Here is a 16,373-nt window from a genome sequence, read left to right as displayed (position 1 = left end):
CCGGGCTCCCCGGGGACGGCATCGGTGTCTGAGGGGCTCCTGTCCGCGGCATCGGTGTCCGCGGGGTCGCGCACAGGGTTCTCATCAGGCTCTTATCGCGGGCTTATGCCTTCATCACGCGGCGTACCTAGCTTGCCGCCATGTTCTTCACCTACCTGAGGCGCGAACTGCGCCGCCGCAGAAAGGCGGCGCTCGTCGTCGCCTCCGGCCTCGCCCTGGGCATCGCGCTGGTGATCGTGGTCAGTTCCGTGTCCTCGGGCATGGAGAAGGCCCAGGCCAAAGTGCTCGAATCCCTGTACGGCCTGGGCACGGACATGACCGTCACCAAGGCCGCCGCCGCGCCCGGCGAGAACGGCGGCGAACGCCCCCGGTTCGAGTTCGACGCCCAGGATGACGACTCCGACGAGGAGCAGAGCAGCGACCTCGTCCGGGTCCAGGGCTTCCAGACCTTGGCGAGCTCGACCGTCAACGAGGTCGGTGAGCAGCGCGGCGTCGCCGAGGCCGTCGGGGGCCTCAGTCTCCAGGTCATCAAGGTGGACGGGCAGTTCAGGCGCGGACAGTTCCAGCAGGACGAGGGGTCCGGAGGCCAGCAGCCGGGCGGCCCCGGTGGCGGCGGTCAGAACGGCGGCACGGGGCAGCCCCAGGGACGGGTCGAGGGCGGCGGCGCCGAGTTCGACGTCGACAACTACTCCGTCTACGGCACGGACGTCACCGAGCCCGAGCTGGGCCCGCTGACCTCCTCGAAGATCACCAGCGGTCGTACGTTCAAGAGGTCCGAGACCGACGCCAAGGTGGTCGTCGCGGACGAGTCGTACGCCAAGGAGAAGGAGCTGAAGGTCGGGAGCAGCGTCACGATCAACAGCGTCACGTACGAGGTCATCGGGATCGCGACGCCCGACAGCGGGGACGCGGCGGCCAACCTCTACATGCCGCTGAAACAGGCGCAGACGCTCAGCGACTCCAAGAACAAGGTCACCACGATCTACGTCAAGGCGAGCGACTCGCAGCAGATCGACAGCGTCAAGGCGGCCATCCAGGAGAACATCGACGGGACGACCGTCACCACCTCCGCCGACCTCGCCGCCACGGTCTCCGGGTCGCTGTCCACCGCGTCCGACCTCGCCTCCAACGTCGGCAGGTGGCTGTCGGTCGCGGTGCTCGTGGCCGCCTTCCTGGTGGCCGGGTTGCTCACCTCGTCGGCCGTGTCACGGCGGGTGCGGGAGTTCGGCACCCTCAAGGCGCTGGGATGGAAGTCGGGGCGGGTGACCCGGCAGGTCGTCGGGGAGGCCGTCGTCAACGGACTCGTGGGCGGTGCGCTCGGGATCGCGCTGGGGCTCGCCGGGGCCTACGCGGTGACGGCGATCAGTCCGACGCTCCAGGCCGAGGTCGGGATGACCGGCGGCGGGTTCGGCGGCGGACCCGGTGGGGGTGGCTTCCCGGGCGGAGGTGGTCCCGGTGGTGGGCAGCAGGCCGCGTCGAACGCGCTGGAGGTCGCTCTCACGGCGCCCGTCAGTGTGACGACGATCGGGGTCGCGGTGGGGCTCGCCGTCACGGGTGGGCTGATCGCGGGGGCGTTCGGCGGGTGGCGCGCCTCGCGGCTGCGGCCGGCGGACGCGTTGCGGCGCGTGGAGTAGCGGGACCGGCCGACCACTTGGCCACCCGGCCAGCCGGTCGCCCGGCCACTTGGCCACCCCGCCCCCGGCTGGCCGGCGGCCGAACCAGCCACCAACCCTCTTATCTCTCCCGGGAGTTGCACATGTACGTACTCAGCGGCGTCACCAAGCGGTACGCACGCGGCAAGGACACCGTCACCGCGCTCGACGCGGTCGATCTGACCATCGCCGACGGGGACCGGCTGGTCATCCAGGGGCCCACCGGCGGTGGGAAGTCCACGCTGCTCCAGATGCTCGGAGGGCTGGACAAGCCGTCCGACGGCAGCGTCGAACTCGACGGGACCGATCTGGCGCGGCTGTCGGAGGCGAAGCTCACGCAGGTGCGCAGCGAGAACATCGGCTTCGTCTTCCAGAGCTTCAACCTGATCCCGACGCTGACCGCGCAGGAGAACGTCGAGACCGCTCTCGTACCGCTCGGGGTGAAGGCGAAGGAGCGGCGCGAGCGGGCCGCCGAGGCACTGGAGTCGGTGGGCCTCGGCGAGCGGCTGGGGCATCTGCCGACCGAGCTGTCGGGTGGTCAGCAGCAGCGCGTCGCGATCGCCCGTGCGCTGGTGAAGCGACCGAAGGTGCTGCTCGCGGACGAGCCCACCGGCAACCTCGACGAGTCCACGCGCGACGAGATCATGGAGGTCCTCGAGACGCTGTGGAAGGAGCACGGGCTCACTTTCGTCATGGTCACCCATGACTCCGTGCTGGCGAAGAAGGCCCCCCGGGTCGCGACGATCCGCAAGGGGCGGATCACGGTGAAGGAGAACGCCAAGGCGTGAAGGGAACCCCAAGGCGTGAAAGGAGAACCCCAAGGCGTGACGGGGGCGCGTGCGGGTCGCGGTCGTCCCGTACTTCGCCGCTTTGCGCCCAGCCGCGAGGCATGTGGCACGAGTTGACCCCCGGTCATACTGCGTAGAACGGAGGGAATTGACGCGTATGTGTGCGGATGGTCCCCTGGCCGGATTGACCAGATTGACCGGGTCAAACGGAACAGCGGGATCGAGGGGGAGACTTGCGCAGACACGTCAAGCGCGTCCGTACGGCTGTGACCGCCCTGGCGTCGGCCGTGGTGGTGACGGCGGGCACGACCGTGGGGACGACGGCGGGTGCGGCCGTGGGGACGACGGCGGGCCTGACCAGGCCGGCGTCCGCGATATCCGAGCGCGCCCCCGGCGAGACTCCGGTCGGCGGCCCCGACGCCCGTGGCGCGGGAGGCAGGGTGAGCCACCGCATCACCCTCGTCACCGGTGACCGCGTGCTCGTCGACGACGGGGGCCGGGTGCTGGGCCTGGAGCGGGCTAAGGGCCGGGAGGACATGCCGGTGCAGGTCCGTACGGCCCACGGCCACACCTATGTGCTGCCGGCCGACGCGGCCCGGCTCATCGCCGGCGGAAGGGTCGACAAACGGCTCTTCGACATCACCGTGCTGAACCGGTCGGCGACCCGCACCTCGCAGAAGCAGGGCCTCACCCTGATCGTCGGCTACGCGGGACCCGCCGCGGGCGCCCGCGCCGACGTACGGGACGCCGGCGGCACCAAGGTCCGGCGCACCCTGAAGACCCTGAACGCCGACGCCGTGCTCACCCCGAGGGACGACGCCGCCGAGCTGTGGAAGGCGGTCACCGACACCGACGGCACCACCGCCACCGGGGTCGCGCACCTCTGGCTGGACGGCGTCCGCAAGGTCGCCCTCGACACCTCGGTCGCCCGGATCGGCGCCCCGAAGGCCTGGAAGGCGGGCTTCGACGGCAAGGGCGTCACCATCGACGTCCTGGACACGGACGTCGACGCCACCCACCCCGGCCTCAAGGGCCAGGTGGCGGTCGCCAAGAACTTCTCCACCTCGCCCGACACCACCGACAAGTACGGCCACGGCACACATGTCGCCTCCATCGCGGCGGGCACCGGGGCCCGGTCCAAGGGCAGGTACAAGGGCGTCGCGCCCGGCGCCGAGCTCCTCAACGGCAAGGTGCTCAGCGACGAGGGCTTCGGCGACGACTCCGGCATCATCGCGGGCATGGAGTGGGCCGCCGAGCAGGGCGCCGACGTGGTCAACCTCAGCCTGGGCGGAGGCGACACCCCCGAGGTCGACCCGATGGAGGCGATGATCAACAAGCTCTCCGCCGAGAAGGGCATCCTCTTCGCGGTCCCCGCCGGCAACGAGGGCGACGGGGAGCGGACGGTCGGCTCGCCGGGCGGCGCGGCCGCCGCCCTCACCGTCGGCGCCGTCGACGACAAGGACAGGATCGCCCTGTTCTCCAGCCGGGGCCCCGGCATGGACGGGCAGATCAAACCCGACGTCACCGCGCCCGGCGTCGGCATCACCGCCGCCGCGGCCCCGGGCAGCGTCATCGACGAGGAGGTCGGTCAGAAGCCCGAGGGGTACCTGACCATCTCCGGCACCTCGATGGCGACCCCGCATGTCGCGGGCGCCGCCGCCCTCCTCACCTGGAAGAAGGGCGAACTGTCCAGCGTGAGGACCGGCCTGGGCTCCTCCGCCGCGGGGAAGACGGGCGCAGTCATTCCCTGGGCCTGGCTTCCCGGCAGCTCCGGCTCACCCGCCGTCGCCGTCCCGCAGCCGCTGCCCGGCACCCGCACACTGCATCTGTCCGCCGTGCACGGGGTGAAGTGGAGCCTCGACTTCGAGCAGTACGGCGCCGAGGACGAGCAGGGCTTCCCGCTCCTGGACGCGTACTACACGACCGGCGACAGCCTCACACTTTCAAGGCCGGCCGGACGTACGCACAGACCTTCAACGTCGGGGTCTTCGGCCCCAAGATCACCGGGTTCTACGGCATCCGCCGCGACCGGAACCAGATCTACGGGCTGCTGCCGATGTTCGCCGACGGGCGCGGGCACGCCGGGGCCTCCTTCTACGAGAAGGTCACGACGGTCCTCCACCGGGGCGGCGAGAAGATCGCCACCAGTGAGGACGCGCTGGACGGGTCGGGTCAGTTCAAGGTCCCGGCGGGCCTTGCCGCCTACCGTCTGACGACCTCCATCTCCCGCTCCGCCGCTCTGGCCGGGGCCGCCTCCCGGATCGACGCGAGCTGGACCTTCACCTCGGAGAAGACCGCGAGCGACTCGAAACTCCCGGTCTCCACCGTCCGTTTCGGCGCCCCGTTCCTGGGACTCGACAGCACCGTCCGCGCCGGCAGCGAGGGCACCGTCCGCGTCACCGTGCAGGGCGCGGCCAGGGGCGGGAACCTCAAGTCACTGGCCGTGTACGTGTCCGGCGACGGCAAGAAGTGGACGAAGGCCGCCCTGAAGAACGGCCGGTTCACCCAGAAGGCCCCGGCGGCGGGGAAGAGCGTCTCCCTGCGCGCCGTGGTCACCGACAAGAAGGGGAACCGGTCGACGGTCACGACCCACGACGCGTACTTCGGCAGGTGACGGACGCGCCCTGAACCGTCCATCGACGGACGTGTCCTGAACCGTCCCGCTGCTCGGGCGGCGCCGTGGCACCCGACTACGGCGCCGCCGTCGACGAGCGGGTCACGTCCGTGCCCCAGCTGGCCAGCAGACGCAGGGCGTCGGCGGAGGGCGAGCCCGGTTCGGCGTGGTAGGTGATCAGGTTCTGCTCGTGGTCGTCGGGCATGCTGAATGTCTCGAAGGAGAGGGTGAGTGCACCGACCAGGGGATGGTGCATGCGCTTCACCCCGTGGCTCTTCTCCTTCACGTCGTGCGTCGCCCACAGCCGCCGGAACTCCTCGCTCTTCACCGACAACTCGCCCACCAGCGCCGCCAGCAGCGGATCGTCCGGATGGCAGCCCGCGTCCATCCGCAGATAGCTGACCATGTCGGCCGCCTTCTGGTCCCAGTCGACGTACAGGTCCCGGTAGTCGGGCCGCAGGAACACCATCCGCGCCCAGTTCCGCTCCTGCGCCGGCAGCGCCGACCAGCCCCCGAAGACCGCCTCCGCCATCCGGTTCCACACGAGGATGTCCGAGCGCCGGCCGGTGACGTACGCGGGAATGCCGTCCAGGCTGTCGACCAGCTGCCGCAGGGCGCCCCGCACCTGCTGCGGCCGGGCCGACCGCTTCTTCTTGTGCGCCTTCGGCTTCGCGAGGTGGGTGAGGTGCGCGTGCTCGGCGTCGTTCAGCTGGAGGGCGCGCGCGATGGCGTCGAGCACCTCCGCCGACACATTGCGCCCGTTGCCCTGCTCCAGCCTCGTGTAGTACGCCACCGACACACCGGCCAGCTGCGCCAGCTCCTCCCGGCGCAGCCCGGGAACCCTGCGGTGCCGCCCGAGGGCCGGCAGGCCCACGTCCTCCGGCCGCAGGCGGGCCCGCCGGGTGCGCAGGAACTCGCTGAGCTCGGCACGCCGGTCCAGCGCCCCGGCGGCCTGACCGGCCTCGTGCTCCCGAGCGGCTTCGGGCTGTTCGTCCATACAACAAGTATTCATGGTCGTACGACCACGCACGCCTGTGGGCCTGACCCCACCAGTGATAGGACCAGCGGACGTACGCAAAGCCGTGACCTGGGTGACCTCCGGGGTCTGGGGCAGGCTGGTCCTCGCGGCCGACTGGAAGGCAGGCCGGCCGCAGGACGAAGATCAGGAGAATTCCGGCATGACCACCACTGTTGCCGCCTACGCGGCGCCCGCCGCCAAGGCTCCGCTGGAGCGCACCACGATCGAGCGCCGTGAGGTCGGTGAGTTCGACGTTCTGATCGACATCAAGTACGCCGGTATCTGCCACTCGGACATCCACCAGGCCCGTGAGGGCTGGGGCGAGGCCATCTTCCCGATGGTCCCCGGCCACGAGATCGCCGGTGTCGTCGAGGCCGTCGGCTCCGGCGTCACCAAGTTCGCCGTCGGCGACAAGGTCGGCGTCGGCTGCATGGTCGACTCCTGCCGCGAGTGCGAGAACTGCCGGGCGGGCCTGGAGCAGTACTGCCTCAAGGGCAACGTCGGCACGTACAACGCCATCGGCAAGGACGGCGAGCCCACGTACGGCGGCTACGCGGAGAAGATCGTCGTCGACGAGGCCTTCACCGTGCGCATCCCCGACGGCATCGCCCTCGACGAGGCCGCGCCCCTGCTGTGCGCCGGCATCACCACGTACTCCCCGCTCAAGCACTGGAACGCCGGCCCCGGCAAGAAGGTCGCCGTCGTCGGTCTCGGCGGCCTCGGCCACATGGGCGTCAAGCTCGCGCACGCGCTCGGCGCCGAGGTGACCGTGCTGTCGCAGTCCCTCCGCAAGCGGGAGGACGGCCTGAAGCTGGGTGCCGACCACTACTACGCGACCAGCGACGAGGCGACGTTCAAGGAGCTGGCGGGCACGTTCGACCTGATCCTGTCGACGGTCTCGGCCCCGCTGAACCTGGACGCGTACCTGTCGCTGCTGAAGACCGACGGCGCCTTCGTGAACGTCGGCGCCCCCGAGGAGCCCGTCGCCCTCAACCTCTTCTCGGTCATCGGCGGCCGCAAGACCCTCGCGGGCTCCGGCATCGGCGGCATCCAGGAGACCCAGGAGATGCTGGACTTCTGCGCCGAGCACGGCCTCGGTGCCGAGATCGAGCTGATCCGCGCGGACCAGATCAACGAGGCGTACGAGCGGGTGCTGGCGAGCGACGTGCGCTACCGGTTCGTGATCGACACGGCGACGATCTGAGCGGTTTGATGTTGCTGTTCGGCCGCGGGTGAGTGGGGGGCTGGTCGCGCAGTTCCCCGCGCCCCTCGAGCCGCACGGGGCTGCGCCCCCGTGCGGCTTGCCCCGTGGTGGGTGCGGCCCGACGATGGAGGGAACGGGAGAGAGACAGACGGCCGCGACGCGATCACCACCCGGGGGGCTTGCGAGGTGTGAGCGACATGCCCCTGCAGAAGACCCGTCCGGGCACGGTCCACCGGCTGCGCCCTGACATCAGCGTTATCGCCGACAGCCTGGAGGTGCCGGGGATCGGGCACATCCCGGTGAACGCGTTCGTCCTGCTGTCCGCCCAGCCCGTCGTGGTCGACACGGGCCTGGGCCTGCCCGACCGGATGTTCGTCGAGACGCTCGGCTCGGTGCTGGACCCGCGGGACGTGCGCTGGATCTGGCTCACCCATCCCGACCGGGACCACACGGGCGGCATCTTCGACCTGCTCGCGGCGGCGCCCGACGCACGGGTCGTGACGACCTTCATCGGCGCGGGGATCCTCTCCTGCGAACGCCCGCTGCCCCTCGACCGCTGCTATCTGCTGAACCCCGGCGAGACGATGGACATCGGCGACCGCACGCTCACCGGCTTCCGCCCGCCCCTGTTCGACAACCCCGCCACCGTCGGCCTCTTCGACGACCTCACCGGTGTCTGCTTCAGTTCCGACTGCTTCGGCGCGCCGCTCCCCACGGCGGACCTCGCCCAGGCCGGCGACGTCCGGGACATCGCCGTCGACGATCTGCGCACTGCCCAGCTGCTGTGGGCCACGGTGGACAGCCCCTGGGTCAGGACGGTCGACATGGACAAGTACCTCGCGACCTTCCAGCCGCTGAAGGACCGCAAGCCGGACCTCGTCCTCTCCACCCATCTGCCCCCGGCCGCGGGGATCACCGGCTCACTCCTCGACACCCTCACCACGGCCCCGGACGCCCCACCCTTCACGGGCCCGGACCAGGCGGCCCTGGAACGCATGCTGGCCGACTTCGAACCGAGCGGCGGCGGCCACGGGCCCTGAGGCCGAGGGGGCTCACTGTGCCGGGAGGCGCCTACCGCCAGTCGCCCAACCGTGATCTCAGCCGTAGGTGCATCGCGGGGCGTCCCCGGAGCGGGGCCTCGTCATGTGTGCGCGAACGTACCCGGCACGAACACGTGCGGGGGCGGCCGCCAACACCGTTCGGTCCCTTCTCCGGCGTGTGGTCATCGGCTCTACGAAGATTGATCGCGATTGAGACATCCGTGTTGCCGGGCCTCTCAGGGCTGTCCCGTAATGATCTTTGGGTCGGCGGTGGTGAGGCGTTGCCTCAGCGGTATCGGCTTGATGCCCTCGCATGCCGGGTATCGCAGGCCCATGCGGGCATGGGGAGAGGCCGTGTGGGCGGGACCCAGGTGGGAGAGTTTTCTGCTGGGCGTGGTGAAGAGGGCGCTGGCGGGAAAAGAGGCGCAACCGTGGTGGGTGCCGCGGCGCGTGCTGAACGTGGTGTCGGCCGATGTCGACGACGCTGCCGGTGTCGGGGCGATCTGGATCCTGTGGCGTCCGAGGTCATCACGGATGCATGAGCACATTGCGCTTTTGGAGTGGTTCGGCGAGCAGTGGCGGTACGTGGGGGGCGGCAGTGGATCCGGAGACGATCCTGTCGACGTCGATGTGCTCGACGTTCGCAATGGAGCAGGCGTGCTCAGCCTCACTCGCACCCTTGACCCACCGTGCTCCATCACCACGGCCCCCTTCATCAGCTGCGCCAAATTGCGCCTCGGGCGGGATGTGAGTCACGTTCTCATCGGTGCTCGCCGGATCGAGGTCCCCGAGCAGCGCAGTCTCATCGCTGTTTGGACGTCTCCCTCTATCAGCCGCGGACTCCGTCCCATGATCGTGGCCCTGGGACGCGACGGCGCCGAGCGCTCCCGCATGGGCCCCCAAGACAGCCTGGACACTCATACCTGGGCGCGATCGAGAGAGGAGTCGTAGCCGGCCTGCTTCCTGGTCTCTCTTCGCGTTGGCCGTCCTCGCTGTCGCCTGCCTGTCACCCGGCGAGGATGAGGTTGTCGCAGGGCCGCTGCCGCACGCGTTGGTCTTGTCACTACCTCCGACACGGCTGCATCGCAGATGCTGCTGACTTGACGACCTGTGTCAAGGGGCGCCGACAACCCTTTACGCCTGGAAGGAATGAGGGTCCGACAGCAGTACGTCTCTGTGCTGCAACGCCAGTCGGAGCAACCCTGCGGCGGGAGAAGACAAACGGCTCGAAGGTAGATCGTTGACGCTGGCGTCATCGAGCGGCAGGCCAGTGATGGTCCCATTTGAGCGTGATCCGCTGATGACGAGGCCTTCGTCATTTCTCTCAACCGCCTCAGCGAAGATCGTGTCGAAAGTGTCCGCCTCGAATACCGCCACCGTCAGAATGCAGACAGCAAGATTCAACGGCTCCAACGCCATTCCCAGGCACCACACACGCAACGAGCCGTCCGCCAGAGCATCGTTGAGCGAGCTGTACGGCGGCTGGCCGTAGTCCACTTCAGTGCCTGCGTCCCCTTTGGCCTCTGGTGCTCCGAGCAACTCTTCGTTGTATTCGCGCATGATGGTCCGCCAAAGATCCAGGTCCTGACGGTGTGCCAGAGGCGAGAACGATGCAGGCTGAACCATTCCGGCGGGTAGCGGCCCGTAGGTGCCTTCCCCTGTGGCGACTTTCCCGGCCTCTCGGTAGAGGAGGAAGAACGTGCCCTGGCCGTCAGGTGTACGACGCAGAGTCAGCGTGCCGACAGCGGGAAGTACAACCCGTTTCCCGAGCGAAAGTGGATCCTCGGCCAGGAGCCGACGCATGGGTGTTGCTCGCCAGGGCGGTCTCTTTTCAGGGGTCCGTCTCGTGGCTACGGCAAGTTCGTGAGCCACAGCCTCGTTCTGATCGATGAGATCGAAGTACTGGCCGCTACCGAAAACCAGACGAGGCCCTTCAGGATGAGACCAGTCGGCCTGCACAAGACGAAAGGACGGGCGATCTTCGAAGAGGGTAGGACGAGCCAGGACTCCCATGGCCAAGGAATAGCGTTGGTAGCGGTTCGTTTTGGACTCCTTCGGCAGGCAACGCCGTGCCGCTCGCAGCAGCGGCAGGTTGACGGGTGGCGGTGTGTCCTGCCATTCCAATGTCACCGCCGACAGCGGAAGAAGAGCTGGCGGACGCATGCTCTCCTCCCACAACAGGGAAGTACCGCCGATCCGCTCCAGCGCAGGGCGGGCAAGGACATGCATGTCAGCGGCCACCTCGCACAACTGGCTGAACCGTTGTCGGAGGTCTGTCCGTTCCCTGACGAAGGATGCTCGAGACTCTCCGACGACCGCTTGGTCCAGTGCACGCCACGCGTAGTACAACCCGCCGGCTGCTATCAGCGCGCCCAACAGACCCAGCCACCCTTGCGCGTCCATAGCCAACCCCCGGCCAACGGAATGTCCGGATGGAGCTCTACCCTCCCGGCAGGCCCGACACGCCACGCGTCTCATGGGCCAGCCCTGCCAAGCGGCAGCGGACCGGCAGCCGACGACGGCAGGAGCGCGTCGACACGGCTCGCGCGCAGCTGCGAGGCCCCGGCCCCCGTGCGGAGGTCAGCGGAGAGCTACGCCGGGGATGAAGGCCACGAGCCCGGAGAGGAAACTGCCCACTGCTGCCAGGGTGACGAGAACGGCCTTCCCACGGAGAAGAGGCCGGAGTGGAACGCGCGTACCTGCCGCCGGAGGATCAGCATTTTGAGCTTCTGCCAGCGATGTTGGCGGATGTGACAGCCCAAGAGAAGACCGGTGGCGTTGTTCCGGCAACCGTCTTCCCGCCCCCTCGCAGGGGCCCGGCATGTCACGGGCGCCTGGAAGAAGCACCAGACCAGCACCAACGCCGACAGGGTCGCGACGACCACGGGTCCCGCGGCCCTGTTGATCCAGGCGGCGATCAGAAGAGCGGCGGCGATGACGCCCCACCACTGTCCCAATCCACCCAATCGATTGCTCCCTGCCCCCGAGATCGCCATGCCTGTAATCGTGGCGAGAAGTTCCGTGAATCATGCATCTGCGGAACGGCATGGCCGAAAAGTGGGTCCTGGAGGATGTCCCGTACCTGGCGGACGCCGGAGCGGGTGGTTCCCTACTCGGGTCGCCCGCGTGCTGCTATCGACCTGCCTCGCCCACCGGGCCACGGGGCGAACGAGTGGTGCAACTGGGGGTGGTTGGGGCTATTGGCGGGCTGCTGAGAGGCGGCAGTCGCGAAGGATCTTCCAGCATTTCATGCGGCGAAGGTGTGCTCGACGCGGGCACGGACCTTGCGGTGGGAGGCGTTGCGTTCCTCTTTCCAGGCCGGCAGGTCCTCGTCCTTGTGCCGACGGTGGTGCGGGATGGTCAGGCCGGTGCCCCGGTAGCCGCCGTCGGCGATCACTGCGAGGGTGGTGCCGACGGCGGTCTTCGCGCCGGACTCTTCCCAGGCCCGGCAGTCGTTATGGCCTGGTGGTTGGTGGAGCAGCGGTAGTTCTTGCTGGAGGCGGCCACGGTCCGGTCGCGGGTGGGGACCAGCGTGCCGTCCACGATGAGCACGCTGTTCTTGCGGAACCGTCGCCGGAGCCGGAGGGCGAGAGCCGGTCCGAGGTGGTCGACGATCCGGTCGGCCGCCGACTTCGAAACGCCGAAGACGCGGGCGATCTGGAGCAGGGTGAGGTTGGTGCGCGCGGCGATCAGCTTGTTGAACTGCTGCGGGCTCAGCCCCGTGAACGGACCTCTCCACGAAGGCCCCGACGCCGTGATCACACCAGCCACGGCAAGATCAGACAGGGCCGGATCCTGAGACCACGGTGATGCCTGTCGGGGAGGAAGCAATACAGGCCTACTCAGGCCGAGTTGAGTAGGTGCGCTGATATCCGGCAAGGGTCCGCGCGGCGAGTATCGGTGACGCGGCGCGGTGAACGCGCCGGCCCATTGCAGCTAGCTCGGACTCTTACGGAGATCTTCATGTCCCGACGTATCGCTCTGTCCGTGGCCGCCGGTGTCGTCGTTCTCGGCGGCGCCGGTGCACTCACTCTTGCCTACGCCGGGGACGAGTCGGTGGGGCCGGCGCACAGCACCGCCCGCTACACCGCTCCCGACGGCGACCGCGACGGCTCGCTGACCTTCGCCACCGACGTCACGGCCCCCTCCGGCGTCAGGAGTGTGCAGGTGCTGGCCTGGCCGCAGGACTCGTCCTTCGCCGAGGACGAGCTGACCGCCGAGGACATGGCCGAGGTGGACCGGGCGGTCTGCGAGCCCTCCGGGGAGGACACCGTGCACTGCACGTACAGCGTCAAGGTCACCGCCTCCGATGCGGAGTCCTCCCCGCGCGGCGCCTGGCACGTCGCCGTCCTGGCCACCGCCGAGGACGGCACCACGACCCTGGACCGCGAGGCGGCCGGCTTCACCGTCAGGTGACCCGGGCGGGCACCTGACGGGAGCGAGGCGGACGACGACGCGCGCCCCGGCGCCGCGGCCTCAGCCCTCGGCCTTCGCCACCCCGATCGGGCAGGACACGCCCGTCCCGCCGATGCCGCAGTAACCCGCCGGGTTCTTGTCGAGGTACTGCTGGTGATACGCCTCGGCCGGGTAGAAGGTGCGGCCCTCCGCCGGGAGGATCTCGGTGGTGATGTCACCGTGGCCCGCGGCGGTGAGGACCTTCTGGTAGGCCTCGCGGGAGGCCTCGGCCGCGGCGGCCTGGGCCGGGGTGTGGGTGTAGACGGCGGAGCGGTACTGCGTGCCGACGTCGTTGCCCTGACGGTAGCCCTGCGTCGGGTTGTGGGACTCCCAGAACACCTGCAGCAGGCGCTCGTAGGAGATCAGCGCGGGGTCGTACACGACCCGGACGGCCTCGGTGTGGCCGGTCAGGCCCGAGCAGACCTCTTCGTACGTCGGGTTCTCCGTGGAGCCGCCCTGGTAGCCGACGAGGGTCGTCCACACGCCCGCCGGGAGCTGCCAGAACTTGCGCTCGGCGCCCCAGAAGCAGCCGAGGCCGAAGTCGGCGACCTCGTACCCCTCCGGGTAGGGGCCGAGGAGCGGGGTGCCGAGCACGGTGTGGCGGTCGGGCACGGTGAACGGCAGCTCGGCGCGTCCACGCAGAGCCTGCTCGGGGGTGGGCAGCTGGGGCGTGCGGCCGAAGAGCATCGGGGCTCCTACTCCTTGGGACTGTGAGGCGGATCGCTGGGGTGGGCTGTGGTTTCGTGGCTCGTGACGAGCCGGCGGTACCTGGAGAACGTTCCGGGTGCCGCCCGCATTCCTGAGCCCTGAGCCCAGCATCCGTGAGCCCCGCCCCCTGAGCCCTGAGCCGCGAGCCCGTCCGGTCAGTCCGTCGAGGACGCCGCCGCCACCGCCACCGCCGCCGCGTTGCGCATCATGCAGTAGTGCGCGGCCATCGCCTCGTCGTCGCCCTGGTAGCGCCACGGCAGTGCGTTGACGTACCCGTCGACCAGCCTGAACTGTTCGAGCGCGGCGTCGTCGCGGTCCTGGAGGGAGAGGTAGTACGCGAGGAGGTGCCTCAGCTCCGGCAGACGGGGGTGCGTCGGGTCGGCCGCGGCCGCGTCCGTGAGACCGGCGTCCACGCGGCCGATCATCCTCGGGGTACGGTCCGCCTCCGCGTCGTCCGACGTGTCGTGCTCGAAGTGCGCGATCAGAGGGAACGCGGTGAGCAGGCTGCCCAGCGGTGCCCGGGCCGCCGCGCGCTCGGCGAACTCCGTCGCCAGCTTCTCCGAGCCCCGCCACTTCGCGCACCAGTACTGGAGCGCCGAGAAGTGGGCCTCGTAGTGGTGCGGGGCGCGAGCCGTGATCTCCGACCAGAGCCGGTCCATCTCGGAGTGCGGGTAGCCGAGCCCGAGTGCGACCCAGATCTCGGTGATGAACGGCGTCGGGTCGTCGGGGTTGAGCGCCGCCGCCCGGCCGATCTCCTCGCGGGAACGTTCCAGCATCCGGTGGAAGCCCTGGAACTGCTCACCGGTCGTGTACTTGGCCCGCTTCCCGCCGCGCAGGTCCCAGGCCAGGATGACCGTGCTCCGGGCGCGGACGACGGCGGCGTCGGGGGCGTCGGGACGGTCCGCCTCCCACGCGAGCAGCCAGTCGTCCTCCTTGGCCGCGATCTCGCCCAGCAGATACGCGGCCAAGGAGCGGCGCTCCCAGTCCCGGCCGGTGTCGTGCATCAGCTTGGCGGCCGCCTTCCAGTCCCCGCCGCGGACGGCGGCGAGCGCCGAGTCCACCCCGGCCGGGAGCGGGCCGGCGAACTCGGTGTTCTGCCGTTCGGCCGGCAGCAGCCCCATCTTTTCCGCGACGTCCGGGTCGACGTCGCCGCCGGCGCGGAAGAACTCCTTGAGGAACACCCCGGCGATCCAGAGCCCGAAGAGCAGGGTCGGTACCGCCAGGACGGCCAGTATCCACAGCAGTACGGTCATCGCGGTGCGTCCGTTTCTCGGGCGGCGGGGCCCTGGGGGGTGGGCAGCAGTGTGCGCAGCGGGCGGGTGTCGGGGTGGTCGGCGACGGCCGCCTCGATCGCGGCGCCGAGGTCGGTCTGCGTGCCGTCCGGGGCGGGCGCCAGTCGTACCGAGGCCGGTTCCGACCAGGAGAAGTCCCAGCTCAGCCGGGAGTGCGCGCTCAGCTCGGCCAGCACCATGCCCTGCAGCGCGTCGGCCAGCGCGGGCCGTACGAATTCACGGAAGGCCCGCCCCTGCGCCTCGGCCGCCTGGTCCGAGAGGGGCAGCCGCCGCGCCAGCTGCCACAGCTGACCGTCGTCGATCACCTTGAGCAGCGCGGCCGGCGTCGGGCGTTCCTTGGTGTACATGGCGAGCGCCCGGTGCAGCGGGGTGTCGAGGCAGGCGAAGTTCGCGACCATCGACCCGTCGAGCAGTTCCTGCCAGCCGGCGGTGCGACCGAACCGCAGCACGTCCTCGGTGAGGACCGCGTCCTCCAGCGCCGCGAGGGTCCGGTCCGGGTCGGCGAGCAGGCCGAGTGCCGCGCCCCGGGCCTCGTCCGCGCGGCTGTCGGCGGGCAGCGCCTCGATCCGCTCGACGCGGTCGGCGATGGGCGGGTGCGAGTCGTAGGGGGAGGCCGGCTCGGTGGGCAGGTCGGTGCGCAGGCCGACCAGTTCGAGCTGGCGGGCGGAGAGCATCCGGCCGTAGCCGCCGAAGAACTCGCCGCGCGGCGGCATCAGCCGGGCCTCGGCGCCGAGCGTGGCGTAGCTGTTCATGTAGAAGTCGTACGCCGCGTCCAGGGCCGGTATCTCGCGCAGCGCCGACGCGGTGGCGTCCCGGCCGGCGACACGGACGGACGCGAGGTCGGCGGCGTACTCCTGGCGGCGGGAGCCGGCGAGCGTGGCGCGGATGTACAGCTTGGCGTAGCCGATGTAGATCTTCGCCATCACGCGGTACGTGACGCCCGCGTGCCGGGTGTCGATCTCCCTGGTCTTCTTCCCCTTGGCCGCGGCCTTGGCGTTCTTCTTCTCCTGCCGGGCCCGTTCGCGTCCGGCGGTCTTGTCGGCCCGCTCCTCGAAGTGCCGGACGGTGCGCAGCACCTGGGCGCGGCCGCGCACGGTGAGGGCCGCGAGCCGGGTGTCGGAGTTCGAGTAGTGGCCCAGCTCGTGGGCGAGGACCGCGCGCAGCTGCGCCTCGGTCAGGCCCTGGAGCAGCGGTACGCCGAGGTAGAGGCGGCGCGGGCCGGGCAGCAGGCCGAGCAGCCGGGCGTCCTCGGTGACCGCGGCGTTCACGTCGGCCGTCAGGACGATCCGGGAGGGCGCCCGGGTACCGACCTGGTCGGCCAACTCCCTTACGGTCCGCCACAGTTCGGGCTCGTCGGTCTCGGTCACCGGCAGGCCCGGCAGTTCCTCGCCCTTTGGTGTCCGCAGCATGAACAGGCCGCGGACCAGCGGGATCGCGAGCAGTACGGAGACCAGGTACAGCTTGGCGGCGACGCCGGACGGAGCGTGCAGGTGGAGCAGGTAGTCGGCGCCGGCGAGCGCCGCGAGCAGGATCACGCCGAGCAGATAGAAGCCGGCGAGCAGCACGAGGGCGCGCAGTGCGCGCAAGGTCGCGCCCATTGGG

The 16,373-nt window shown here is 70.0% G+C and carries 11 protein-coding genes and 2 pseudogenes; 7 read left to right on the top strand and 6 right to left on the bottom strand.

Going from position 1 to position 16,373, the window contains the following annotated elements; all coding sequences use genetic code 11:
* Positions 1-140 precede the first annotated feature (140 nt).
* From P8T65_RS16465 to P8T65_RS16455, 3 genes and pseudogenes are all read left to right on the top strand, one after another.
* Positions 141-1,634 carry an ABC transporter permease gene (locus P8T65_RS16465; RefSeq protein ID WP_316726105.1) on the top strand — a complete coding sequence of 498 codons (1,494 nt, stop codon included), beginning with the start codon at positions 141-143 and terminating at the stop codon, positions 1,632-1,634.
* A 122-nt stretch (positions 1,635-1,756) separates the two neighbouring features.
* Positions 1,757-2,440, top strand: coding sequence for an ABC transporter ATP-binding protein (locus tag P8T65_RS16460; RefSeq protein ID WP_316726103.1), 684 nt, complete (start codon positions 1,757-1,759; stop codon positions 2,438-2,440).
* Between the two features lie 293 nt (positions 2,441-2,733).
* A pseudogene (locus P8T65_RS16455) lies at positions 2,734-5,054 on the top strand (S8 family serine peptidase).
* Between the two features lie 76 nt (positions 5,055-5,130).
* Here P8T65_RS16455 and P8T65_RS16450 read toward each other — a convergent pair.
* Positions 5,131-6,051, bottom strand: coding sequence for a helix-turn-helix transcriptional regulator (locus P8T65_RS16450; RefSeq protein ID WP_316726102.1), 921 nt, complete (start codon positions 6,049-6,051; stop codon positions 5,131-5,133).
* A 181-nt stretch (positions 6,052-6,232) separates the two neighbouring features.
* Here P8T65_RS16450 and P8T65_RS16445 point away from each other — a divergent pair, with 181 nt between their 5' ends.
* From P8T65_RS16445 to P8T65_RS16435, 3 genes are all read left to right on the top strand, one after another.
* A complete protein-coding gene (locus P8T65_RS16445; RefSeq protein ID WP_316726101.1) occupies positions 6,233-7,276 on the top strand; it encodes an NAD(P)-dependent alcohol dehydrogenase in 1,044 nt (347 codons plus the stop codon).
* A gap of 197 nt (positions 7,277-7,473) precedes the next feature.
* Positions 7,474-8,316, top strand: a complete 843-nt coding sequence (locus P8T65_RS16440) for an MBL fold metallo-hydrolase (protein ID WP_316726100.1) — start codon at positions 7,474-7,476, stop codon at positions 8,314-8,316.
* 396 nt (positions 8,317-8,712) lie between these two features.
* Positions 8,713-9,267, top strand: coding sequence for a hypothetical protein (locus tag P8T65_RS16435; RefSeq protein ID WP_316726099.1), 555 nt, complete (start codon positions 8,713-8,715; stop codon positions 9,265-9,267).
* A 183-nt stretch (positions 9,268-9,450) separates the two neighbouring features.
* Here P8T65_RS16435 and P8T65_RS16430 read toward each other — a convergent pair whose 3' ends face one another.
* The gene (locus P8T65_RS16430; protein ID WP_316726098.1) at positions 9,451-10,545 is read right to left on the bottom strand and encodes a transcriptional regulator; all 1,095 of its coding nucleotides are present in this window, start codon (positions 10,543-10,545) and stop codon (positions 9,451-9,453) included.
* Positions 10,546-11,531: 986 nt separating this feature from the next.
* A pseudogene (locus tag P8T65_RS16425) lies at positions 11,532-12,087 on the bottom strand (transposase family protein); the annotation flags it as partial.
* 192 nt (positions 12,088-12,279) lie between these two features.
* Between P8T65_RS16425 and P8T65_RS16420 the strand changes: the two are divergent.
* Entirely contained in the window at positions 12,280-12,732 is a 453-nt protein-coding gene (locus P8T65_RS16420; RefSeq protein ID WP_316726097.1) for a DUF5707 domain-containing protein, read from the top strand.
* A 60-nt stretch (positions 12,733-12,792) separates the two neighbouring features.
* On the opposite strand, the gene msrA is transcribed toward P8T65_RS16420, so the two are convergent.
* The 3 genes from msrA to P8T65_RS16405 all read right to left on the bottom strand — a co-directional run bounded on the left by msrA (position 12,793) and on the right by P8T65_RS16405 (position 16,369).
* Complete coding sequence (gene msrA, locus P8T65_RS16415) at positions 12,793-13,458, bottom strand: peptide-methionine (S)-S-oxide reductase MsrA (protein WP_316726096.1); 666 nt, start codon at positions 13,456-13,458, stop codon at positions 12,793-12,795.
* Between the two features lie 176 nt (positions 13,459-13,634).
* Entirely contained in the window at positions 13,635-14,732 is a 1,098-nt protein-coding gene (locus P8T65_RS16410) for a hypothetical protein (protein ID WP_316726095.1), read from the bottom strand.
* Positions 14,729-16,369: a M48 family metalloprotease gene (locus P8T65_RS16405; protein ID WP_316726094.1), complete on the bottom strand. Its 1,641-nt coding sequence runs from the start codon at positions 16,367-16,369 to the stop codon at positions 14,729-14,731. Before P8T65_RS16405 ends, P8T65_RS16410 begins: the two co-directional genes overlap by 4 nt.
* Positions 16,370-16,373 lie beyond the last annotated feature (4 nt).

The organism is Streptomyces sp. 11x1 (assembly GCF_032598905.1).
Lineage (GTDB): Bacteria > Actinomycetota > Actinomycetes > Streptomycetales > Streptomycetaceae > Streptomyces.
Note: the sequence above shows the minus strand (reverse complement) of the source record. Positions and strands in the feature narration are given on the sequence as shown.